The 22,783-nt window shown below is 57.8% G+C and carries 20 protein-coding genes; 9 read left to right on the plus strand and 11 right to left on the minus strand.

From position 1 onward, the window contains the following. Positions 1-45 precede the first annotated feature (45 nt). Positions 46-1,953 carry a molecular chaperone DnaK gene (gene dnaK / locus AC2FFD_RS12405; protein WP_496873192.1) on the minus strand — a complete coding sequence of 636 codons (1,908 nt, stop codon included), beginning with the start codon at positions 1,951-1,953 and terminating at the stop codon, positions 46-48. Positions 1,954-2,165: 212 nt separating this feature from the next. Between dnaK and AC2FFD_RS12410 the strand changes: the two genes are divergently transcribed. Beyond that, positions 2,166-2,768 (plus strand): alpha-ketoglutarate-dependent dioxygenase AlkB family protein, encoded by a 603-nt coding sequence (locus AC2FFD_RS12410; RefSeq protein WP_496873193.1) that lies wholly within the window; start codon positions 2,166-2,168, stop codon positions 2,766-2,768. Here AC2FFD_RS12410 and AC2FFD_RS12415 read toward each other — a convergent pair. Beyond that, a complete protein-coding gene (locus AC2FFD_RS12415; protein WP_257599729.1) occupies positions 2,765-3,589 on the minus strand; it encodes an ABC transporter permease in 825 nt (274 codons plus the stop codon). The two genes, AC2FFD_RS12410 and AC2FFD_RS12415, sit on opposite strands and share 4 nt — an antisense overlap. A gap of 122 nt (positions 3,590-3,711) precedes the next feature. Here AC2FFD_RS12415 and cysQ point away from each other — a divergent pair, with 122 nt between their 5' ends. From cysQ to AC2FFD_RS12450, 7 genes are all read left to right on the plus strand, one after another. Continuing rightward, a complete protein-coding gene (gene cysQ, locus AC2FFD_RS12420; RefSeq protein WP_496873194.1) occupies positions 3,712-4,509 on the plus strand; it encodes a 3'(2'),5'-bisphosphate nucleotidase CysQ in 798 nt (265 codons plus the stop codon). Continuing rightward, a complete protein-coding gene (locus tag AC2FFD_RS12425) occupies positions 4,509-5,309 on the plus strand; it encodes a 3-deoxy-manno-octulosonate cytidylyltransferase family protein (RefSeq protein WP_170345798.1) in 801 nt (266 codons plus the stop codon). The genes cysQ and AC2FFD_RS12425 overlap by 1 nt, the downstream gene beginning before the upstream one ends. A gap of 70 nt (positions 5,310-5,379) precedes the next feature. Next, complete coding sequence (gene galE, locus AC2FFD_RS12430; protein ID WP_496873195.1) at positions 5,380-6,363, plus strand: UDP-glucose 4-epimerase GalE; 984 nt, start codon at positions 5,380-5,382, stop codon at positions 6,361-6,363. Positions 6,364-6,370: 7 nt separating this feature from the next. Then, a complete protein-coding gene (locus AC2FFD_RS12435) occupies positions 6,371-7,414 on the plus strand; it encodes a glycosyltransferase family 2 protein (protein ID WP_496873196.1) in 1,044 nt (347 codons plus the stop codon). Positions 7,415-7,598: 184 nt separating this feature from the next. Then, positions 7,599-8,585, plus strand: coding sequence for a glycosyltransferase family 2 protein (locus AC2FFD_RS12440; protein WP_170345982.1), 987 nt, complete (start codon positions 7,599-7,601; stop codon positions 8,583-8,585). Next, on the plus strand, positions 8,582-10,282 hold the full coding sequence (locus AC2FFD_RS12445) for a DUF5927 domain-containing protein (protein WP_496873197.1): 1,701 nt from the start codon (positions 8,582-8,584) through the stop codon (positions 10,280-10,282). Before AC2FFD_RS12440 ends, AC2FFD_RS12445 begins: the two co-directional genes overlap by 4 nt. Before the next feature lie 6 nt (positions 10,283-10,288). After that, positions 10,289-11,728, plus strand: a complete 1,440-nt coding sequence (locus tag AC2FFD_RS12450; protein WP_496873198.1) for a nodulation protein NodH — start codon at positions 10,289-10,291, stop codon at positions 11,726-11,728. Here the strand turns inward: AC2FFD_RS12450 and AC2FFD_RS12455 are convergent. From AC2FFD_RS12455 to hslO, 8 genes are all read right to left on the minus strand, one after another. Then, positions 11,725-12,243, minus strand: a complete 519-nt coding sequence (locus AC2FFD_RS12455; RefSeq protein WP_480685557.1) for a L,D-transpeptidase family protein — start codon at positions 12,241-12,243, stop codon at positions 11,725-11,727. The genes AC2FFD_RS12450 and AC2FFD_RS12455 overlap by 4 nt on opposite strands. A gap of 59 nt (positions 12,244-12,302) precedes the next feature. Next, positions 12,303-13,088: an ion transporter gene (locus AC2FFD_RS12460; RefSeq protein WP_170345807.1), complete on the minus strand. Its 786-nt coding sequence runs from the start codon at positions 13,086-13,088 to the stop codon at positions 12,303-12,305. A 21-nt stretch (positions 13,089-13,109) separates the two neighbouring features. After that, the gene (locus tag AC2FFD_RS12465; protein ID WP_496873199.1) at positions 13,110-14,339 is read right to left on the minus strand and encodes a class I SAM-dependent RNA methyltransferase; all 1,230 of its coding nucleotides are present in this window, start codon (positions 14,337-14,339) and stop codon (positions 13,110-13,112) included. 39 nt (positions 14,340-14,378) lie between these two features. Beyond that, positions 14,379-16,211 carry an ABC transporter ATP-binding protein gene (locus tag AC2FFD_RS12470; RefSeq protein WP_257599714.1) on the minus strand — a complete coding sequence of 611 codons (1,833 nt, stop codon included), beginning with the start codon at positions 16,209-16,211 and terminating at the stop codon, positions 14,379-14,381. Beyond that, positions 16,208-18,046, minus strand: a complete 1,839-nt coding sequence (locus AC2FFD_RS12475) for an ABC transporter ATP-binding protein (protein ID WP_496873200.1) — start codon at positions 18,044-18,046, stop codon at positions 16,208-16,210. The genes AC2FFD_RS12470 and AC2FFD_RS12475 overlap by 4 nt, the downstream gene beginning before the upstream one ends. A 191-nt stretch (positions 18,047-18,237) precedes the next feature. Next, the gene (locus AC2FFD_RS12480; RefSeq protein WP_496873201.1) at positions 18,238-19,392 is read right to left on the minus strand and encodes a CCA tRNA nucleotidyltransferase; all 1,155 of its coding nucleotides are present in this window, start codon (positions 19,390-19,392) and stop codon (positions 18,238-18,240) included. Next, the gene (locus AC2FFD_RS12485) at positions 19,389-19,985 is read right to left on the minus strand and encodes a CoA pyrophosphatase (RefSeq protein WP_496873202.1); all 597 of its coding nucleotides are present in this window, start codon (positions 19,983-19,985) and stop codon (positions 19,389-19,391) included. The genes AC2FFD_RS12480 and AC2FFD_RS12485 overlap by 4 nt, the downstream gene beginning before the upstream one ends. Then, a complete protein-coding gene (gene hslO / locus AC2FFD_RS12490; RefSeq protein ID WP_496873203.1) occupies positions 19,978-20,964 on the minus strand; it encodes an Hsp33 family molecular chaperone HslO in 987 nt (328 codons plus the stop codon). Before hslO ends, AC2FFD_RS12485 begins: the two co-directional genes overlap by 8 nt. 76 nt (positions 20,965-21,040) lie before the next feature. On the opposite strand from hslO, the gene AC2FFD_RS12495 reads away from it, so the two are divergent. After that, entirely contained in the window at positions 21,041-21,484 is a 444-nt protein-coding gene (locus AC2FFD_RS12495; RefSeq protein ID WP_171364095.1) for an NUDIX hydrolase, read from the plus strand. Here the strand turns inward: AC2FFD_RS12495 and AC2FFD_RS12500 are convergent. Further along, entirely contained in the window at positions 21,481-22,755 is a 1,275-nt protein-coding gene (locus AC2FFD_RS12500; protein ID WP_496873204.1) for a PP2C family protein-serine/threonine phosphatase, read from the minus strand. The genes AC2FFD_RS12495 and AC2FFD_RS12500 overlap by 4 nt on opposite strands. Positions 22,756-22,783 lie beyond the last annotated feature (28 nt).

The following is a 22,783-nucleotide window of genomic DNA, read 5'->3' on the forward strand; positions in this document are numbered from 1 at the left end:
CGTTCCGGCAGGCCCGAACCAGGCCTGCCGGAACCGAGTAACGCGTCAGGCGCGTTTGTCGTCGTCGAGATCTTCGAACTCGGCGTCGACGATGTCATCGTCGCCTGGTGCAGCATCTGCGGCAGCAGGTTCCTCTTCGCCTTCTTCGGCTTGCGCCTTATAGATGGCCTCGCCCAGCTTCATCGCGGCTTCGGTGACGTTCTGGATGCCCGACTTGATCTTGTCGGCATTTTCGGTTTCCAGCTCGTCCTTCAACGCGGCGATCGCCAGCTCGATGGCTTCGATCGTGGTCGGGTCGACTTTGTCGGAATGCTCTTCCATCGACTTTTCGGTCGAATGGATGAGGCTTTCCGCCTGGTTCTTCGCCTCGATCAGCTCGCGGCGTTCCTTGTCGGCTTCCGCGTTCTCTTCGGCGTCCTTGACCATCTTTTCGATATCCTCGTCCGACAGTCCGCCCGAGGCCTGGATGGTGATCTTCTGTTCTTTGCCAGTGCCTTTGTCTTTGGCCGAAACCGAGACGATGCCGTTGGCGTCGATGTCAAAAGTCACCTCGATCTGAGGCATACCGCGCGGTGCCGGCGGGATGTCTTCAAGGTTGAACTGACCCAGGATCTTGTTGTCCGCAGCCATTTCACGTTCACCCTGGAACACGCGGATGGTCACGGCGTTCTGGTTGTCCTCGGCGGTCGAGAAGACCTGAGACTTCTTGGTCGGGATCGTGGTGTTGCGGTCGATCAGGCGGGTGAACACGCCACCCAGCGTTTCGATGCCCAGCGACAGCGGAGTCACGTCCAGCAGAACCACGTCTTTGACGTCGCCCTGAAGAACACCGGCCTGAATGGCGGCGCCCATGGCAACCACTTCGTCCGGGTTCACGCCCTTGTGCGGCTCTTTGCCGAAGAATTTGGTGACCTCTTCGATCACTTTCGGCATCCGGGTCATACCACCGACCAGAACAACTTCGTCCACGTCAGCAGCCGACAGACCCGCGTCTTTCAGAGCGGCCTGGCAGGGCTTCAGCGACTTCTTGATCAGGTCCGACACCAGCGATTCCAGCTTGGCACGGGTCAGTTTCATGACCATGTGCAACGGCTGACCGTTGGCGCCCATCGAGATGAAGGGCTGGTTGATCTCGGTTTGCGAGGTCGAGGACAGTTCGATCTTGGCTTTTTCAGCGGCTTCTTTCAGACGCTGCAGGGCCATCTTGTCCTGAGACAGATCGACACCGTGTTCCTTTTTGAACTCATCCGCCAAGTAGTTGACGATGCGCATGTCAAAGTCTTCACCACCCAGGAAGGTGTCGCCGTTGGTCGACTTAACCTCGAACAGGCCGTCGTCGATTTCCAAAATGGTCACGTCGAAGGTACCACCACCCAGGTCATATACCGCGATGGTTTGGGTTTCTTCTTTGTCCAGACCATAGGCCAGCGCAGCCGCTGTCGGTTCGTTGATGATCCGCAGCACTTCCAGACCGGCGATTTTACCGGCGTCTTTGGTGGCCTGACGCTGGGCGTCGTTGAAATATGCCGGAACGGTGATAACCGCCTGCGTGACATCTTCACCCAGATAGCTTTCGGCGGTTTCCTTCATCTTGCCCAGAGTGAAGGCCGAGATCTGGCTCGGGGAATACTTTTCACCGCGGGCTTCAACCCACGCATCACCATTGCCGCCATTCACGATGGAATACGGCACCATTTTCTTGTCTTTTTCGACTTCTGCATCATCCACACGACGCCCGATCAGACGTTTGACGCCAAAGATCGTGTTGTCGGGGTTGGTGACCGCTTGGCGTTTCGCCGGCTGACCGACCAGTCGCTCATCTTCGGTGAAGGCGACGATCGAAGGCGTGGTCCGCGCCCCTTCGGCGTTTTCGATGACCTTCGGCTGCGAGCCTTCCATGATGGCTACGCAGGAGTTTGTGGTTCCGAGGTCGATCCCGATTACTTTTCCCATTTTTTCAATCCCTTTCTCTTCAAGGCGATGTCCCGAGGGTCGGACCCGTTATGGCATCCCACCCCCGATCTGATGTGCGCGACAGCACTACCATCGCGCGTCCCGGCGTATATAAGGGCGAGGCAAGAGGCCTGCAAGCACCGTAGAGTGCAGGTTTTCGGGAATTTGAGGTCTTTTTTGGCAAGGAATTGGAAAGGTTTGGGGTTTCCGGAATGACGCGGGTCATCTTGCGAGGGTTCGAAATCAGGAAAGGCTATATTGACCCTGCTGCCCAGGCACGGCTGATCGCGGCTCTTCGACCGATTCTGAAAGCGGCACCCTTGTTTCGGCCCGTCACGCCGTCGGGCAAAGAGATGTCGGTGCGAATGACCTCGGCCGGGGATCTGGGATGGGTGACCGACAAGGCGGGCTATCGCTATCAGGACAAGCATCCGAAAGGCGGGGTCTGGCCTGAAATCCCCCCGGTCATTCTGGATATCTGGCGCGATCTGGTCAGCTCTGAGCGCGCACCGGATTGCTGTTTGGTCAATTACTACGGAGAAGGCGCCAAAATGGGCCTGCATCAAGACAAGGACGAGGCAGATTTTTCCTGGCCCGTTCTGTCGGTTTCCCTGGGCGATGACGCCCTGTTCCGAATTGGCAATACGACCCGTGGCGGCAAGACCGAGTCGATCTGGCTGGGCTCGGGCGACGTGGTGATCATGGGTGGCCCGGCACGATTGGCCTATCACGGGATCGACCGGATCAGATACGGGTCATCCCGGCTGTTGCCAAAAGGCGGGCGGATCAACCTGACGCTGCGGGTCGCACGTTAGCGGCGCGCGTTCCAGCTTTGTGAAACATGCTGGCGCGTGAAAAACTCACCCATCAAACCGATCATCAGCAGGGCGATCCCCACCCACAATGCGTAATCCCAACTCGTGTTTCGCGGAAAATAGTTTCGAAAGATGAAGCCCCGGCACTGGTCGATAATATGAAACAGCGGGTTCCAGGCGAACATCATCAGCAATCCGCCGCCCAGCGTGTTTGCAACGAACATCTTTCCTGAAAACACCATGTTCAGGCGACGATAGATATTGGTGAGCATTCCAACGGTTGTCGGAAACCAGGGCTTCATCGCCATGAACACCAAACCCACGGCGCATCCGGTAAACCAGGCCAATATCAGCATCGCGAAAGCACCGCCGGGATCCTGCACCTCGATCGGGGCGACCGCGACGCTGTAGATGAACAGGATCACGAACATCGCCAGCAATTGCTTGTAAAGAATACCGAGCGCCGCAGACAGGATCGTGACCATCACATTCATCGGCGAATGGAGCATCATCGGATTGTTCGCGGACCCAACCCCTGAAATCGCACCGATTGACTGGATATGAAGCATGAAGGGGAACACGCCGGACAGAACATACAGCAGAAATTCGCCCCTGATCTTTGGAATTCCGCCCCGGCCCATCAGTGACATGAGCAGGTAGAAAGTGGTTCCCATCACCACAAGTTGCAGGACATTGATCAGGATGGCGACTATTGCATTCGGATGTTGCGAGCGCACCTTTCGTACGGTGGCATGGAACACCAGCTCAGCCGTCGTGAAAGCGCTGCCCAGCAGCGTTTGGTTGCGCTTGAAATAGAACATTCAAAGGGTCTTTTCTGCTTCGTCGCCTCTAAACTGGCATGAATATCTTGCCGTTCCGTAACCGCCGCATCATAAGTCGATCGCGATTTTGGATCAACAAACCACAGGAACGGAGCTTTTTTGTGACCTACGATGCGCTTATTCCCGTCATCCGGCGACTGGCTCTGGAGGCAGGCGACAAGATCATGGAAATCTACGAGGCGGATGATTTCGATGTCAAAGTCAAATCCGACTCCAGCCCTGTGACCGTGGCAGACGAAGCCGCCGACGCATTGATTTCGGCAGGGTTGCGTGCGGCCTTCCCGGATATTCTTCTGGTCACCGAAGAACAGGCCGCTTCGCACTCTGAAAAAGGCGACACTTTCCTCATTGTTGACCCGCTGGACGGCACCAAGGAGTTCATCAACCGTCGCGGTGATTTTACCGTCAACATCGCACTTGTCGAAAACGGAGTGCCGACCCGGGGTGTCGTCTATGCCCCGGCGCGGGGTCGTATGTTCTTCACGTTGGCTGATGGCCGTGCGGTCGAGGAAACAGGTGCTTTCGACAAAAACGTGACAGGTCCTTTGACGCCCATATCAGTCTCTGAACCGGACAATTCCGGGCTGCTGGTTGTGGCGTCGAAGTCCCACAGGGATCAGGCCACCGAGGACTACATCAACAAATACCACGTGAAGGACAGCAAAAGCGCGGGTTCGTCACTCAAGTTCTGTCTGGTTGCCACGGGCGAAGCGGATATTTACCCGCGCGTCGGACGCACGATGGAATGGGATACGGCAGCGGGCCATGCAGTACTGGCCGGAGCCGGTGGCCGGGTTGTGCGTTTTGACGACCATACTCCGCTGGTTTATGGCAAAGATGGCTATGCAAATCCGTTCTTTATTGCTTACGCTCCGGGTGTTGAACTGAAGGAAGCCTGATGTCTGTTCTGATTGCCATCCCTGCCCGCTACGCCTCGACCCGCTATCCCGGCAAACCTCTGGTTCCTCTGACAGGCGCGACGGGCGAATCCATGACATTGATTGAACGGTCGTGGCGTGCAGCCAAGTCAGTCTCGGGCGTCGATCGCGTAGTTGTTGCGACGGATGATGACCGAATTCGCGAAGTGTCCGAGGGCTTTGGGGCCGACGTCGTGATGACCTCGGAAAGCTGTCAAAACGGCACCGAACGATGCGCCGAAGCGCATGAGGTTCTGGGCGGCGGGTATGAAATCATCGTCAACCTGCAAGGGGACGCCCCGCTGACCCCGCATTGGTTTGTCGAAGATCTGGTGTCCGGCCTGCGCGCGGCCCCGGATGCCGGCGTCGCGACCCCTGTCCTGCGCTGCGACGGCAGTGCGTTGAACAGTCTGCTGAACGACCGCAAGCATGGCCGTGTAGGCGGCACGACGGCAGTGTTCGGACGCGATCACAGTGCAATGTACTTCTCGAAAGAGGTCGTGCCCTTTACGTCCCGGACATACGCCGGCGATGAAGCGACGCCCGTGTTTCACCATGTCGGCGTCTACGCCTATCGGCCCGACGCCCTTGCGGCGTATCCGGGCTGGCCAGCCGGGCCTCTGGAACAGCAGGAAGGCCTGGAACAGCTCAGGTTCATGGAAAACGGGCGCAAGGTTCTGTGCGTCGAGGTCGAGGCAAGGGGCCGTCAGTTCTGGGAACTGAACAACCCGCAGGACGTGCCCAAGATCGAAGAGATGATGGCAGCCATGGGGCTGGAGTGACGTCTTTTCCCCATGACTCGGACGGCGCCCCTGTGGAAACTGTCCCTCAACCAGCCCCGATGGATATCCCATGAAGACAATTCTTGTCACCGGTGGTGCCGGGTATATCGGCTCACATGCCTGCAAGGCGCTTGCGCAGGCAGGCTATCTTCCTGTGACCTACGACAATCTGATCACGGGTTGGCAGGATGCGGTGCAGTTTGGCCCTTTTGAACAGGGCGACCTTTTGGATCGGGACCGCCTGGATGCGGTGTTCGCGAAACACAAACCAGATGCGGTGATGCATTTCGCGGCGCTCAGCCAGGTTGGCGATGCCATGCGTCAGCCCGGCGTGTATTGGTCGAACAATGTCACGGGGTCACTGACACTGATTGAAGCCGCCGTTGCGGCCGGCTGTCTGGATTTCGTGTTTTCGTCCACATGTGCCACATATGGCGAGCACGACAACGTGGTTCTTGATGAATCCACCGCGCAGTATCCCCTGAACGCCTACGGAGCATCAAAACGCGCGATCGAAGATATCCTCAAGGATTTCGAGGCAGCTCATGGGCTGCGCCATGTCATCTTCCGCTATTTCAACGTTGCAGGCGCCGATCCCGAAGGGGACGTGGGCGAGTTTCACCGACCTGAAACGCATCTGATCCCGCTGATGTTGGACGCGATTGACGGCAAGCGCGAAGGTCTTACCGTCTTTGGCACGGATTACGACACGCCCGACGGCACCTGTATCCGCGACTATGTACATGTTTGTGACCTGGTAGATGCGCATATTCTGGGGCTGGGCTGGCTGAAACAGGGCAAAGGCAGCCGTGTCTTCAACCTGGGCACCGGGTCCGGGTTTTCCGTTCTTGAGGTGATCGAGCAATCCAAGTCCGTCACCAACCGTCCCGTGACGTATACAGTGGGCCCTCGTCGGGCAGGAGATTGCACCAAGCTGGTCTCCGGCTCTGTACGGGCTGAAAACGAACTGGGATGGAAGCCCAAAAGATCAACGTTGGAGACGATGATCGCAGATGCCTGGCGTTGGCACCAGAACGGCCACTACGAGAAATGAGGACCCGGTGACATCCAGTACTGCATTGACACTTCCCCGGATCGGATGGGATCGGAAGTACAGGTTGCGCTGGAAACGCCGGCGGCTGCTCTGGAGGTCGCTGCGCAGCCGACATCAGTTGATCTGCCAGAAGGATCAGACATCCCAAATCCAGCGGGGTGACATATTGGCCTTTGTCACCTTGCGCAATGAAATCATCCGCCTGCCGTGGTTCTTTCGTCACTATCGCGCTTTGGGTGTCGATCATTTTCTGATCGTCGACAACGGCAGCGATGACGGATCGTCCGAGTATCTGGAGGATCAACCGGACGTCTCCGTGTGGAGAACCCATTCCAGCTACCGTGGATCGCGGTTTGGCCTGGACTGGTTGACCTGGTTGCAGATGCGCTATGGCCACCGCCACTGGTGCCTGATGGTGGATGCGGATGAACTGCTGGTCTATGCCCACTGCGACACCCGGCCCCTGCATGACCTGACGGCCTGGCTGGACCGGCGCGGGAAGATCGGGTTCGGGGCGTTGATGCTGGACCTCTATCCCAAGGGTCCTTTGGGGGATGCGGCTTATGACCCGGACACCGACCCCACAAATCTGCTGTGCTGGTTCGATGCAGGACCGTATCGCGCGCAGAGGCAAAGCCCGATGGGCAACCTTTGGGTGCAGGGTGGCGCGCGGGAACGGATGTTCTTTACGCAGACACGGCAAAGATCACCCACGCTGAACAAGATCCCGCTGATGCGCTGGTCGCGGCGCTATGCCTATGTGAACTCATGCCATTCCGCCCTGCCGCGCCGTCTGAACGAAACCTATGATGGGCCGGGCGGCGATACCCCGTCGGGCGTGTTGCTGCACACGAAATTCCTGCCGGACGTTGTCGAGAAATCCAATACCGAAAAGCAGCGACGCCAGCATTTTCATGATCCGGACCAATTCGGGCCATACTACGATGGAATAATCAACCAGCCGGACATGTGGACCCCACAGTCGGTACGCTACACCGGGTGGAGCCAGTTGGAACAGTTGGGTCTGATGAACGGCGGAGGCTGGGATTGAAAACGAAAACAAGGGCATCAACCGCACGTTTACGGTTTATCGGTTTTAAAGACGTTGCGTCAGAAGATGCAAAGATGGCATAAACCGGTAATGCCATGTCGTGCCAACGGTCACGACGGGTTCGGGGAAAGCTCGCGTTATAAAAAGGTTGGGCAGTCACGTGAGCCTGTTTGAGTCCTACAAAATGAGATTGCGGCGCAAGCGCCGTATTCTGCGCTGCCTCAAACGACGCCGCGAACTCAAGCCGGTCAGCAACAACACACAGGCCATACGGCGTGATGATATCCTGCTGATCAGCGTTATACGGAACGAGAAAATTCGCCTGCCCTTCTTTCTTGAATATTATCGCAAACTGGGCATCAACCATTTTCTGTTTGTCGACAACAACAGCGATGATGGCAGTTTTGAATTTTTGAAAGAACAGGCTGACGTTTCGGTCTGGCGGACGACGACCAGCTACAAACGGGCAAGCTATGGTCTGGACTGGTCGAACTATCTGCTGCGCAAATATGCGCACGGTCACTGGGTTTTGAGCGTCGATCCGGACGAGTTCTTCGTCTATCCGTTCTGCGACACCCGTCCAATCCGTGCCCTGACGGACTGGCTGGATGGCAGTGCCGTGCGCAGTTTTGGCACGATGCTGATCGACATGTACCCTGAAGGTCCGGTGGACGCCGAACCCTATGCCGAAGGTCAGAACCCGTTCGAAATCGCGCGCTGGTTCGATCCCGGGAATTACATGATCACCAAGAACCCCGAGTACAAGAACCTTTGGATTCAAGGGGGTCCACGGGCGCGCGTGTTCTTTCAGGACAACCCCTCGAAGGCACCGGCGCTGAACAAGATTCCGCTGGTAAAATGGAACCGGCGCTATGTCTATGTCAGCTCGACCCATTCGCTTTTGCCACGCGGGCTCAATCAGGTTTACGACGAATGGGGCGGCGAAAAGGCCAGCGGATCACTGCTTCATGCCAAGTTGATCAACACTCTTGGGGAAAAAGCCCGCGAAGAGTTGCAGCGTGGCCAGCATTACCGGAGCTCGGGCGAATACAAGGCATATGCAACCCGGCTTGAGGACAAGCCTGTTTTCTGGTGCGAATGGTCCGAGGCCTATATCAACTGGCGACAGCTTGAGATCCTGGGCCTCATGTCGAAAGGAAACTGGGCATGAGCAGTCTGGGTATTGTCATGTTGGTTCATACCTCGCTGGACCGCGCCGAGCAGGTCGCGCGCCACTGGACGGCAGCGGGGTGCCCGGTGGTCATACATGTGGATCGCAAGGTGTCCGACAATGTCTATTCCCGGTTTGTTGCGTCCTGTTCGAATAATCCCTCGATCGTGTTTTCAAACCGGCATCGGTGCGATTGGGGTGGCTGGGGTATCGTTGCCGCCTCGCAATGCGCGTCCGAGTTGATGCTGGAGCGATTCCCCGAGGTTCGGCATGTGTTTCTTGCCTCGGGGGCCTGCCTGCCGTTGCGACCGGTTCAGGAGCTGATCGACTACCTGTCAGACCGGCCACGTGTCGATTTCATCGAAAGCGCGACGACATCCGATGTCAGCTGGACCATCGGCGGGCTGGATCATGAACGGTTCACCCTGCGGTTTCCGTTTTCGTGGCGCAAACATCGCAAACTATTCGACGCATATGTAAAACTTCAGCGCCTGATGGGGTTTCGCAGGAGAATCCCCGACGGCCTGGTTCCGCATATGGGAAGCCAATGGTGGTGCCTGACCCGCCAAACGCTGTCTGCAATCCTTCAGGACCCCAGACGCAAGCTGTATGACAAGTATTTCCGTCATGTCTGGATTCCGGATGAAAGCTATTTCCAGACGCTGGCGCGGTTGTATTCCACACATATTGAAAGCAGGTCCCTGACCCTGTCCAAATTCGATTACCAGGGCCGCCCACACATCTTCTATGACGATCATCTGCAATTGCTGCGCCGATCGGATTGTTTTGTCGCCCGAAAAATCTGGCCCCGCGCAGAGCGATTGTACCAGGCATTCCTGACAGATCAGGCCGGGGCGATGAAACCGGCAGAGCCCAATCCGGGCAAGATCGATCGGGTATTTTCCAAAGCGGTGGAACGGCGAACCCGCGGGCGCGACGGGCTGTATATGCAAAGCCGGTTTCCCCGCCATGGCAGTGAAAACGGTCTGACATCGTCACAATATTCTGTATTCCAAGGCTTTTCGGAACTGTTCGAGGATTTCGAGCCATGGTTGGCCGCAACCACTGGGGCCAGAGTCCACGGGCATCTTTTCGGCCCCGAACGCGCCGAATTTTCGCAGGGGGAAGCCATAACGAATGGTGCTCTCAGCGACAGTGCGACGCTGCGGGACTACAACCCGACCGCCTTTTTGTCGAACCTGATCTGGAATACGCGGGGCGAACGCCAGTGTTTCCAGTTCAGCCCGCGGGACACTCAGGAAATCAACTGGTTTCTGGCGCGGGACAAGAACGCTCAGATTTCGGTTATCACCGGCGCTTGGGCGATCCCACTGTTCCGGTCCAATATGAACTTCTCGGAAATCCGGTGTGAGGCGGCGCGCCTGCAACAAATTGAAACCAAACAGCTGGAGGTGCTGACATCGGTCTGGACCAAGGCGCGGATGCGCAGTTGGACGCTGGCCGACTTCATTGAATCTCCGATGGATGCCTTGCAGGGCATTCTTGAAGAAATCGGCATGCAGCAGACCAGCCACCTGACCGAAGTGCCAACCATGGTCGACCTGTCCGGGTTCGGGAAGTTCCTGCAAAACCTCAAGAATCAGGGAATGCACCCGTATCTGATGGGTGATTTCCCGGCGGACGATGTGTTCGGTCGCCAGAAAAAGCCATACCGAAAACCGTATCTGGTGCAGTGATTGCCCATGTCAGCCCATTTTGATTACTTCGTCATTCTGGCGGCCATGCGCACAGGTTCGAACCTGCTGGAAGCCAACCTGAATGCGATGGACGGGGTTACCTGTCACGGAGAGGCGTTCAATCCGCATTTTGCGGGCAGCCTGAAATCCGACCACCTGCTCGGCCTGTCACTGGAAGACCGGGATGCGGATCCGATGCGAATGCTCAAGGCCATCAAATCAGCACCGGGTGACATCAATGGGTTTCGATATTTCGAAGACCATGACCCACGTATCCTGAAACCCATGCTGAACGACCCGCGCTGTGCCAAGATCATTCTGACCCGCAATCCATTGGACAGTTATCTGTCGCTGAAAATAGCACGGAAAACGCAGCAGTGGTTGCTGAAGAATGTGAAACGCCGCGTCGACGCGCAGGTTGACTTCGACGCCGACGAGTTTTCGGATTACCTGGATCAGCTGCAAGACTATCAGCTTACGGTGCAACGGCACCTGCAAAAGACAGGTCAAACCGGGTTCTTCATTCACTATGACGACCTGACCGAGCTGGATGTCATAAACGGGCTGGCTGCATGGCTGGGTGTTGACGGGCGGCTGACCCGACTGGATGATACCCTGAAGCCGCAAAACCCGGCGCCGGCTTTGTCGAAGGTCACGAATCCTGATGAGATGAAGCAAGCCCTGTGCGATCAGGATCGGTTCGGATTGCATCGGTCAACAAGTTTTGAGCCGCAGCGCGGCGCGGCTGTGCCGCTTTATGTTGCCGCTGCGCGGTCTTCTTTGATGTATTTGCCCATTCGGGGCGGAATAGAGCCTGTTGTTGTGCAATGGCTGGCTGATCTGGACGGATGTCAGACCGACAAACTGATCACGGATCGAAATCGCAAACAGGTCCGTTCATGGAAGCAGGGCCATCCCGGTCATCGGCAATTTACGGTTCTGCGTCACCCTCTGGCGCGGGCACATACGGCGTTTTGCAGTCACATTCTGAATACCGGACCAGGCAGCTACAAGATGGTGCGGAATTATCTTCGCAACCGGCTCAAGCTGCCGATCCCGGGGCAAGTGCGGGACACCAATTATTCTGTGGAACAACACCGCGAAGCTTTTTCGGGCTTTCTGGAGTTTCTGCGCCTCAACCTCAACGGGCAGACGCCGATCCGCGTAGACGGCACGTGGTGCAGCCAGTCCAGGACGTTGGAGGGAATCGCATCCTTCACCATGCCGGATCTGATTCTGAGAGAAGAGGATCTGATGACCGCCCTGCCGGATCTGGCGCGCAATATGGGGCATTCAAACCCGCCTAAACCTGGCTCCTGCGCGCCGGATGAACCATACGCTTTTGACCAGATCTACGACGAAAACCTCGAAGCGCTGGCAGTTGCAGCGTACCAGCGCGACTATGAAGCATTCGGGTTCACTGACTGGGCGCCAAAAACAGCCTAGGGGCGCAAGGTAATCAGCGTACCTTTGTTGACCATCGCATAGATCTCTTCGATTTCGTCATTCTTGACCGCGATGCATCCTGCTGTCCAATCCCGCTTCTTTTTTGCGCGCTTCCGCTCTGAGCGCAGATTGGGTTCACCGTGGATGAATATATCTCCACCCGGATCAACGCCCGCAGCCTTGGCTTTGGCGACATCCTGCGAGTTGGGATAAGAAATGCCCAGGGACAGATGATACCGGCTTCTGGGGTTGCGACGGTCGATCAGATAAGTGCCCTCGGGCGTTCTGCCGTCACCGCGCTGGTTCTTTGTTCCATTCGGCGCGAACCCCAAATCGACGTCATATTCCCTGAGGATTTTATCGTTGTGCAACAAGTAAAGCTTGCGCGCACCTTTGTTGACCACCAAAGAGGTCACCTCGGGCCCGTCATAAGTCAGAAATCTTGGGCGGCCAGAGGCACAAGCCGAAAGGCTCAGCGTTGCCAACGCCCCCAAACCGAATACTCGACGATCCATGTTTCACTGCCTGCTCTGCTTTTTTTCGATCATTATGCCAAAAAAGGCAAAAACTGAAATCACTTTTTGATGTTCGACTGCTCGGCCAGTCGACGTTCAATGCTTTCCAGCCGCACAAGAACCTCATCACGATAGGCATCGGTTTTAACCTCATCCTCGGCGTGGTGGGCATCCTGCATCGAATTGACGATCAGACCCACCAACAGGTTCACCACCGCAAAGGTCGTGACCATGATGAAGGGAACAAAGAAGACCCAGGCATAGGGATAGACCTCCATCACCGGGCGCACGATGCCCATGGACCAGCTTTCCAGTGTCATGATCTGGAACAGCGTATAAGCAGACAGGCCCAGATCGCCGAACCAGTCCGGGAAGGATGTCGAGAACAGCTTGGTCGAGATAACCGCCCCGATATAGAACAGAATTGCCATCAGCAGAAACACGCTGGCCATTCCGGGAAGGGCCGAGATGAACCCTTCGACCACGCGACGCAAACGAGGCGCCACGGAAATCACGCGCAGAACCCGCAGAATTCGCAGGGCGCGCAGCACCGACAGACCTCCGGCGCTGGGAACCAGGGCAATTCCAACGATCAGGAAATCGAATATGTTCCAGCCATTTGTGAAGAACCTGCGCCCGGTGGCGATCAGCTTCATGGCAATTTCGACCACGAAGATCGTCAGGCAAAGCCGGTCCAGCGCCACGATCAAAGGGCCTGCCAGCTCCATCAGGGTCGGCGATGTCTCCATCCCCAAAAGAATGGCATTGAAAATGATCACGGCCGTTATGAACCGACCGAAAACGGGCGCTTCGATAAAATTCAGCAAACGCTGTTTGGACCCCATGTGTCAGCTTCCCCAGTAAGATCAAGATGCGGCGTTCAGAACAAACCGCGCAGCAAGTTCCGTATGTGACGACCATCGAAATTGGTCAACAACCTGTACCCATTCAAGGGTGTAACCCGCGTTAACCAGCGTTTTCGCATCGCGCGCAAAGGTGACGGGATTGCACGAGACATAGGCAATCACCGGGCGTTGCGCCTGTGCTATCTCATCTACCTGCGCTTCGGCGCCGGCACGAGGCGGATCCAGGACAATGGCGTCGAAGGATTTCAGCTCGTCCGGCATCAGCGGGCGGCGGAACAGGTCACGGGCCTCGGTCGTTACGCGTTTCAGACCCTGTGACCGACGCCAGCCCTGATCCAGCGCCTCGACCATGGCGGCCTCGCCTTCAACTGCGTGAACTTCGGCGTTTTCCGCCAACGGCAGAGAGAACGTTCCGCTGCCTGCAAACAGGTCTACGATACGTTTTGCACCCCGTGTAGCCTCGGAAACTGCCTTTAACAGAGCCTTTTCTCCGTCCTTTGTTGCCTGCAAGAAAGCCCCGGGGGGTGGCGTGACGCTGGCTGTCCCGAAACGCTGAACCGGCGCATGCCGCATGGCAATAACCTCATCATCCCAGCTGAGCCGGGCCAGCCCATGTTTCTCGGTCGCCTGGGCCAACGCCAGTTCCAAGGGGCCGTCCAGCGGTTTGCCGCCTGTTACGGCCACATCCAAACCACCTTCGGACAGTGTAAGCGTGACAGCCAGAACGCCCTTGCGGCTTGCGCCCAGGGTGGCCAGCGCCTCGGCCACCGGAATGGCCGCGGTCAATGTCGGGTCAAGCAACCGGCAATCGGGTATCTCGGTGATCGTGCCGGATGCACGACCGTGAAACCCCGCCAACGTGCCCTTTTTCGTGCGCCTCACGGCAATCGTAGCGCGCCGCCGCGACTGTTCGGGCGATGTGTGTATCGGGCGCAGTTGCGCTTCGAGACCTTGCGCCATCAGCGCCTTGCGGACGATTTGCAGTTTCCAGTCGGCCACAAATGCATCGGATGCGTGCTGCAACTGGCAGCCACCGCACGCTTTGTAGTGGCGGCAAGGCGCTTTGACGCGGTGTTCGGACGGTGTCTCGACCCGGATATCGGTCAATTGCTGGCCAACGAGGGTGCCGCTTACGACTTCGCCCGGAAGGGTGCGTGGGGCGTAAATGGGGCCATCGGCAATACCGTCGCCCTGATGTCCAAGCCGTGTGATTGTGAATTGCTGCGTCATGAGAGGCCTGATAGCCGGGCTTTCACAGCAAAAAAACCCTTATTCCGCAGCTTCTGCCTGAATGAACCCGCCCGACTGGCGGTGCCAGAACCGCGCATACAGCCCGCCCAGGTCCAGCAACGCCTCATGGGTTCCGGTTTCCACGATCCGTCCCTGGTCCAAAACAACAATCCGGTCCATTTCGCTGAGCGTGGACAGACGGTGCGCAATGGCCAGCACGGTTTTGCCCTGCATCACCCGATGCAGCGCAGTCTGAATCGAGGCTTCAACTTCGGAATCCAGCGCCGATGTCGCTTCGTCGAGAACCAGAATTGGGGCATCTTTCAGAATGGCGCGCGCCAGAGCGATCCGTTGTCTCTGCCCGCCGCTGAGTTTCACGCCCCGCTCCCCCAGATGAGCATCATAGCCTTTTCGACCATGAGCATCTTCAAGACTCAGGATGAAGTCATGCGCTTCGGCCTTCTTTGCGGCCTCGATCATCTCGGCCTCTGAGGCGTCCGGCCGGCCATACAGAATGTTCTCACGAGCAGACCGGTTGAACATCGCCGTTTCCTGCGTAACCATACCGATCTGTCGGCGCAGGCTGTCCTGCGTCACCTGCGACACGTCCTGGCCGTCGATGCGAATGGCGCCACTTTCCTTGTCATAGAGCCTGAGCAACAGCGAAACGAGCGTGGATTTCCCCGCCCCCGAGGCACCGACGATGCCCAGTTTTTCACCCGGGTTGACGGTCAGGGTCAAATCCGTGACGCCACCGATATCGCGACCATAGGCGAAGCTGACGCCGTCGAATGAAATCGACCCTTCGGTCACATCAAGGTCCTTAGCCCCGCGCATATCTTCGACCCGGTCACGCTTGGTCAGCGTTTTCATCCCGTTTTCGATTTCACCGACATTGGCATACAGCCCCATCAAGGTGAAACTGACCCAACCGGTCATCTGAGCAATACGGATCGAAACAGCCCCGGCAGCCACGATATCCCCGGCGGTCGCCATGCCGCCCTGCCACAGCCACAAGGTCGCGCCCAGCAGCAAGACGGGCAGGACACCGGCCAGCGTCATCAGGATGAACCGGAAACTGGCCGACAACTTGCCAAAATCCAGCGATTTTTCGCGCAGATCCACCATCGATTCGCGCGCCGCCTGATCTTCGAATTCTGAGTGGGCGAACAGCTTCACGGTCTTGATGTTGGTGATCGTATCGACCACCTGCCCGGACACCATCGCCCGCGCCCCGGCCCGCGCGGCGGAACGTTTGCGGATGCGCGGCAGATACCAGCGCACCAGCATGAAATACACCGCCAGCCATGCCGCGAAGGGCAGCATCACCAAAGGATGAATAGACCCTAACAAAAGCAAAGACCCCATCAGAGACGCCAGGGCAAACACAATCGCGCTGATGGTTTCCGACACCACCGATGCCATCGCGTTCGATGTCTGCATCTGCTTTTGCGCGATCCGACCGGCAAAATCATCGTCGAAATAGGTCACCGACTGACCCAGGGTCCAACGGTTCAGCTTGGCCAGAACCAAAGGTGTGATGTTTGGCATGACAATGTAATTGTTCGACAAGGATGACAGGCCAAACAGGATCGGGCGAAGCAACATGAAGAAGGCGACCGCACCGAGGATCATCCACATATTGGCAGCGGTCAGGAAATTCTCGGGCCCGCTGGCGGTCGCTACATCAATCACGCGGCCCAGAATCCATGCTGTCCCCGCCTCCATCGCGCCTGCAATGGCCGAGAAGAACGCCGCAACAAACAGCATCGGCCACGCCCCGGACAGGCTCCAGCGGATGAACGCCCCCAACGTCTGCGGTGGGGGCGTTTCGATGTTCCTGAACGGATAGATGAGATCGGCAATCCTCATTCAGCGGCCTCCGGGTTCATGAAGCCACCAGATTGCCGCGCCCAGAATTGGGCGTAAAGGCCACCCTGCGCCAGAAGATCGGAATGCGTGCCTTCCTCGACGATACGGCCCGCATCCATAACCAGAATGCGATCCATCTGCGCGATGGTGCTGAGCCTGTGGGCGATGGCGATCACGGTTTTTCCTTGCATCATGCCGTAGAGGGTTTCCTGAATTGACGCTTCGACCTCGGAATCTAGGGCGGAAGTCGCCTCATCCAACAACAAGATCGGCGCATCCTTCAGGATCACCCGCGCCAGCGTCACGCGCTGCCGCTGACCACCTGACAGTTTCACCCCCCGTTCACCGACATGCGCGTCGTACCCGGTCCGACCCTGCGGATCTTGCAAGTCGAGGATGAACTCATGCGCTTCGGCCTGCTTGGCGGCGGCGATCATCTGCGCCTCGGACGCATCCGGCCTGCCATAAAGGATGTTGTCGCGGACCGAGCGATGCAGCAAGGCGCTGTCTTGTTGAACCATACCGATATGGCTGCGCAGACTGTCCTGGGTGACGTTCGCAATGTTCTGACCGTCAATATAAATCGCACCGCGTTCGACGTCGTAGAACCGCAACAGCAGCTTTACCAGGGTCGATTTGCCAGCGCCGGAGCGACCGATCAGGCCAATCTTTTCACCCGGTTGGATGGTCAGGTTGATATGGTCCAAACCGCCGGCCTCGCGTCCATAGTGATGCGAGAGGTCGCGGATCTGGATCTCTCCCTTGCCGAGCCGCAAGGGTTTTGCATCAGGTGCGTCGATCAAATCGATGGGCTGGGCAATGGTCTCCATCCCCTCGGCCACGATACCAAGTTGGCGAAAAAAGCTGGTCAGGGCCCACATGATCCATCCGGTCATGGCATTCAGGCGCAGGGTCAAGGCGGTAGCCGCCGCAACAACTCCGACCGAAGCGCTGCCCTGCATCCACAACGCGATCGCCCAGCCCACAACACCCACGATCAGCATACCGTTCAAAGTGACCAGAACGGCATCCATGATGGTGAAAATCCGCATTTCGATCTGAAATGTCCGGCGGGTTTCCTCGATCGCCTCGCGGGCATAGTCCAGCTCTTGCGGGCCATGGGCAAACATTTTGACCGAATGGATGTTCGTATAGCTGTCCACCACCCGTCCCGTGACCGTCGAACGCGCGTCCGATGCCGCCTTTGACGCCGGGCCGACACGCTGAACGGTCCAACGAACCAGTGCCGCATAGAACGCAAACCAGATCAGCAGCGGGATCAATAATCGCGGATCCGCCGCATACAGCAGGATCGCCGCACCGATCAGATAGGCCAGCGAAAATGAAATCGCGTCAAATACCTGAAAGACCACTTCGCCCGCCGCGGGCGGTGTCTGCATGATCCGGTTTGCAATCCGCCCGGCAAAGTCGTTTTCGAACCAGCCGACCGACTGACGCAACACGTGTTTGTGCGCACGCCAACGGATCAGCGTACCAAAGTTCGGCAAAATCGTATTGTTCAGCAGAAGTACGTCGACCAAATGCAGAAGCGGACGCAACAGCAATACAAAGGCCGCCATCAACAGCAATTCCGTTCCGTGATTTTGCCAGACCTCTGACGGCGTGCCGCCCAACAGATCCACAACGCGACCCATGTAGTAGATGAGCCCGATTTCAACGCCCGCGACGACAATGGAAATCAGCGCCGCCCATACAAATACCCGAAAGAACGGTCGCGAATAGTCCAGCATGAAGGGCCACAAGCGCGTCGGCGGAATGTCAGCCTCGCGGTAGGCAACAAAAGGGTCAACAAGGTTTTCGAAATAGCGAAACATGGAGAGTGCTCCGATTGAGCAGAAACAAAGACGTGCGAAGAAAGATGGCGCCTGAACACCACCCTTTACGGGGCAAGTGTCCCGGCTTTAGCCGAACCAGATCCCGTAATACATTCGCAGTCCTCCATCCATGTAACAGGCGCACCTAAGCACAAAGGATCAATGTTGTCATCCCTTTTTGAGACTTCGCACTAATGCGCCAGCAACTCTTCGCGAGACAGCGCAAAACCGGATGCGATCCAGCGTTTTTCCAGCTCGGCCAGCTTCTTGCCCAGCGCCGGGCCTGTGAAGTTGGGGATCAGGTCCCTGGCCTGGACAGGGAAACGCGCTGCTGCGCCTGCATGCAGATCGCGCCGCAAATCTTCGGACCAGGGTTGTTCCAGAAAGGCGCAGCGCAAAAGCGTCTCGTGCAATCCGCCTTCGTCGCCATAGCGGTATCCCAGTTCAGCTATACTGGTTTCGGCCTGTGCCTCTTCACGCATCCTGGTCAGGCGTTGCAACTGCGAACGGCTCAACCGCAATGTCGCGGCATCCTCGGGCGCGGCAATGGCTGCCAGACGGCGCACCGGATCGGGATCGGCACCAGCCGCCCGTTCCAGCGCGATCAAAGGGGCCAAAGACCGGTCGTCCGCTCCCGGCAACACCCGGGCCAGAACACCGGTACTGCGCATGGTCGCAACGGCGGGAGCCGGATCAGGCGATGCCAGCAATTTCAGCAGTTCTGCCCCGACCCTCTCACGCGACAAAGACTCCAGCCCGTCAAGATTGGCACCGATGGCGGCCAGCGCATCGGGGTCGAAACCGCCATCCGGATCCCCGTACCAGGCGTGAAAACGAAAGTAGCGAAGCGAGCGGAGATAGTCTTCGCGAATGCGGTTCTCGGCGGTTCCGATAAACCGCACCAACCGGGCCTCTAGGTCGGGAAGACCTCCAAGCGGGTCCAGCACGGTGCCATCGGGTTGGGCGTAGAGCGCATTCATGGTGAAATCCCGTCGCGCCGCGTCTTCTTCGACGTGATCGGAAAACGCCACGACCGCGCGCCGGCCATCGGTTTCCACGTCACGGCGGAAGGTCGTGACCTCGTGCGGGATGCCCGCGCTGACCACTGTGATCGTACCGTGCTCGATGCCGGTCGGAATGGCCTTGAGCCCTGCAGCCTGCGCCAATTCGACGATCTGCCCGGGCTTTGCATCGGTGGCAATGTCGATATCCGACACTGGTGCGCCAAGCAGCGCGTTGCGCACGCAGCCACCCACGAAAAGCGCCTGAGCCCCGGATGAGGTCAGGGCCGAACAGACTTTTTGGGTCGCTGGTTCACTAATCCATGGCTCGTCAATCAGCATCATTCATTCACCCGTGCTGCAAGCCCGCGCAATATGCGGGCGGTCGCGCCCCAAATGTAATAGGGGCCGTACGGAACTGCGTAATATCTGCGTCTCTGGCCGCGCCATCGGCGCGACTCGACCAGATAATTCTCAGGATTCAAAAGATGAGCAAGGGGGGTCGAGAAAACTTCGTCCACTTCGCCGGGTTCAGGCACGGGATGGAACCTGTCCCGCAAAACCGCGACAACCGGTGTCACAGTGAACGATGTCACGGTCTCGTGCGTCGGCAGAAATCCCAGGATCTCGGGCATTTCCGGGGGCAGGCCGATCTCTTCCTCAGCTTCCCGCAGCGCCGCAGCCGTAACATCGGCATCGGTTTCGTCCTGTTTGCCGCCGGGAAAGGCGATCTGGCCCGGGTGATGCTTCAATGCGGATGAGCGTTTGGTCAGGATGACCTGCGGTGTGTCATCAGCCAGGGAAATGGCCACCAGAACACCGGCGGGCCGCAACCGTCGTCCAGGCGGCAGAACGGTATCCGGGTTCAGATCAAAATCGCTGGACCCGTGACCGGGGCGGCGCAGGGCCGCCCCGATCTTTTCAACCGGGTCATGCACCTTTGGTGTCTTCGGCGTCGAACCCGACAGTGGCCGGGTCCAATACATAATGAGCCCCGCAGAACTGACAATCCGCGGTGACCTGGCCCTCGGGCGTGGTCATCTTTTCGATATCCTTGGCCGAATAGATCGACAGGCTCTGTCGCACGCGATCCTCGGAACAGGTGCAGCCAAATTGCACAGATTGCGCATCATAGACACGCGGCTGTTCCTCGTGAAACAGGCGAACCAGAAGGTCGGTCGGCGCAACAGAGGGGCCGATCATCTCCAAATCCTCGACGGTATCCAGCAGGATATTGACGCGACCCCAGTTTTCACCTTCTTCGCCGTCGACCAGATCGGCAGCGGTCAGGATGTCACCGGTTCCTTCGCCCGACGCGGCAAAAGGCGACGCTTTGGGCATGTGTTGCAGCATGATGCCGCCAGCACGCCAATGCTCGACAACGCCCGGCTCGGTCGATTTGCCGAAGCTCAGCGAGAACCGCGTCGGCAGCTGTTCGGATTGCGCAAAATACGACTCGGCGCAGGCGCTCAGCGATCCACCGGCCAGCGGAGTGATGCCCTGATACGGCTGCGTGCCCCCGCCCTGATCGATCATGATGGCAAAATACCCTTCGCCCACCTGATCGAAAGGCGCGGAATTGGAAAGCCGGTCCCGGTCAAAGCTGGCATAAGCCCGAATCTGAGCGGGCTGGCCCTCTTCCTGCGGCGCATAATAGTCGGTGGCGATCATGCGGACCGCCCCTTTGGACTGCACCTGCAACGACAATTTCCAGCGCAGCGCAACCGTTTGGCCGATCAACGCGGTCAGCAAGGCCATCTCGGCCACAAGCGCCTCGACCTGTTCAGGATAGTCATGCTGTTTCAGGATGCCATCCAGCACGCCATCCAGACGGGCCACGCGGCCGCGCATGTCGGATGCATCAAGTTGAAAGGGCAGGACGGTATCGTCCCACGCGATTTTTGTTCCAAGAGACATGGGGTTTCCTTACACGCCACAGGTTGGCATACCGGCACCATATAGGTCGTACAGATCGGGTTGTAAGGGGCCATACATGATCAGGCGGTTCGGTGAAACCCCCGAGACGGGGCGGAAATACACCCGAAGGGTTGGCGTATACGCCCTTTTGCCACGAGGCGGCCAGTTGCTGTTGACCTGTCAGACCGAGCCGGGCCCGGATCTGCAATTGCCGGGTGGAGGCATCGATCCGGGCGAATCACCGATTTCGGCCTTGCATCGCGAAGTCTATGAAGAAACCGGGTGGCACGTCGCCAACCCGCGTCGCGTCGGCGCTTTTCGCCGGTTCACCTATATGCCCGAATACGATCTGTGGGCCGAAAAGGTCTGCCTGATCTACCGCGCCCGTCCCGTACGCCGCAAAGGCCCGCCGACCGAGGCATTCCACGAAGCATTGTGGATGGAAGCCGCCGATGCCGTTGAATTACTGGGCAATGACGGTGACCGGCACTTTGCGGAATTGCATCTCAGTTCGCTTTAAGGCCCGTTATATTCAAAGAAAACGGCGGATACGTCATCCCCAATGCCATCTTTGGGCGAAATCTCCTGGGTCAATCGCCAGAACATGTCGTCCAGAAACTCTGACCCGCCCTTTTCAGAAATGCACTGCTGGGCCATCTCTCGCAAACCGTCTTCCTCCAGCAAACCGCCTTCGGCAAGCTGACATTCGGTAAACCCGTCCGAGTACACCAACAGTTTGTCGCCGGGTTTCATGTGAATCTCGATTTGCTGAAAGCTCGCGTCTTCGATCAGCCCGATCGGCAACCCGCCATCACCCAGAAATTCAGTGCTGCCATCCTGCCGCAGCAGAAGCGGGTGCGGATGCCCGGCCTGCACCATCTTGAGATGCCCGTTTCGAAGATCCACAATGGCGTAGACCATCGTGAAATATTCCTCGATCCCTTCATCCGCCATCAATCGGGAATTGAGCATGCTTGCGACGTCTTCCGGAGGCAGCAGAGCGTAGAATTTGTTGAACCTCTTCTCCATTGCGACGTTTTGATCGAAATGCTTGCTGGAAAGATAACCGCCCAGACGCGCCGTCATCATGGCCGAGGTGATGCCATGCCCGGATACATCTATGCTGTAGAACCCCAGCCGATTGACCCCGGGCGAGAACATGCCAACAAGGTCCCCACCGATATGGCCGCAGGGTTTCAACAACAGGCTGACCCGGGATTTTCCAAAGCTCCGCGTAAACTCCGGAACCAGCGATTCCTGGATTTTACGGGCCTGCATGAGGTCCTTGTCGATCGCGTCATGCGCCAGCCTGAGTTCTTCCAGCGCGGATTCAATCAGGCGGTTTTTCTGCGAAAGCTCGCGCTGCATGTCCAGAATGCGCGCGCCTGCGGATATGCGCGCCCGCAATTCATCCGCCTCAAGGGGTTTGATCAGAAAATCGTCTGCCCCGGCATCCAGCCCGCGCGCAACCTCCTGCTTTTCACTTTTGGAAGTCAGGAGGATGAAATAACAATATTGATCGCAATCCAGGGCGCGAAACGCATTGCAGAACTCAAGCCCGCTCATCCCCGGCATGACCCAATCGCTGAGAACAAGATCGGGCGGATCGTCCAGACAATGCGCCAGGGCGGCATCGCCCGTATCGGCCTCAACCACCTCAAAGCCCCATTTTCTGAGCGATGCGACCAGGATGCGCCGCTGCAGACGGCTGTCATCAACCACCAGCACCTTACGGATCGCGCCGAAATCCAGATCTGATCTGGTTTCCTTAAGACTCGCCCTTGGTACCATTTACCCTCTGACCTGATGCGTTCATTCA

This window comes from Ruegeria sp. YTSC002 (assembly GCF_059609845.1).

Bases quoted from the DNA above. Each gene is read 5' to 3' on its own strand.
- AC2FFD_RS12455 (WP_480685557.1), bottom strand. From the start codon at position 12,243: ATGGATCGTCGAGTATTCGGTTTGGGGGCGTTGGCAACGCTGAGCCTT.
- AC2FFD_RS12425 (WP_170345798.1), top strand. From the start codon at position 4,509: ATGTCTGTTCTGATTGCCATCCCTGCCCGCTACGCCTCGACCCGCTAT.
- dnaK (WP_496873192.1), bottom strand. From the start codon at position 1,953: ATGGGAAAAGTAATCGGGATCGACCTCGGAACCACAAACTCCTGCGTA.
- AC2FFD_RS12480 (WP_496873201.1), bottom strand. From the start codon at position 19,392: ATGATGCTGATTGACGAGCCATGGATTAGTGAACCAGCGACCCAAAAA.
- AC2FFD_RS12450 (WP_496873198.1), top strand. From the start codon at position 10,289: ATGTCAGCCCATTTTGATTACTTCGTCATTCTGGCGGCCATGCGCACA.
- hslO (WP_496873203.1), bottom strand. From the start codon at position 20,964: ATGTCTCTTGGAACAAAAATCGCGTGGGACGATACCGTCCTGCCCTTT.
- AC2FFD_RS12465 (WP_496873199.1), bottom strand. From the start codon at position 14,339: ATGACGCAGCAATTCACAATCACACGGCTTGGACATCAGGGCGACGGT.
- AC2FFD_RS12445 (WP_496873197.1), top strand. From the start codon at position 8,582: ATGAGCAGTCTGGGTATTGTCATGTTGGTTCATACCTCGCTGGACCGC.
- AC2FFD_RS12475 (WP_496873200.1), bottom strand. From the start codon at position 18,046: ATGTTTCGCTATTTCGAAAACCTTGTTGACCCTTTTGTTGCCTACCGC.
- AC2FFD_RS12495 (WP_171364095.1), top strand. From the start codon at position 21,041: ATGATCAGGCGGTTCGGTGAAACCCCCGAGACGGGGCGGAAATACACC.
- AC2FFD_RS12410 (WP_496873193.1), top strand. From the start codon at position 2,166: ATGACGCGGGTCATCTTGCGAGGGTTCGAAATCAGGAAAGGCTATATT.
- AC2FFD_RS12470 (WP_257599714.1), bottom strand. From the start codon at position 16,211: ATGAGGATTGCCGATCTCATCTATCCGTTCAGGAACATCGAAACGCCC.
- AC2FFD_RS12460 (WP_170345807.1), bottom strand. From the start codon at position 13,088: ATGGGGTCCAAACAGCGTTTGCTGAATTTTATCGAAGCGCCCGTTTTC.
- galE (WP_496873195.1), top strand. From the start codon at position 5,380: ATGAAGACAATTCTTGTCACCGGTGGTGCCGGGTATATCGGCTCACAT.
- AC2FFD_RS12440 (WP_170345982.1), top strand. From the start codon at position 7,599: ATGAGATTGCGGCGCAAGCGCCGTATTCTGCGCTGCCTCAAACGACGC.
- AC2FFD_RS12500 (WP_496873204.1), bottom strand. From the start codon at position 22,755: ATGGTACCAAGGGCGAGTCTTAAGGAAACCAGATCAGATCTGGATTTC.
- AC2FFD_RS12415 (WP_257599729.1), bottom strand. From the start codon at position 3,589: ATGTTCTATTTCAAGCGCAACCAAACGCTGCTGGGCAGCGCTTTCACG.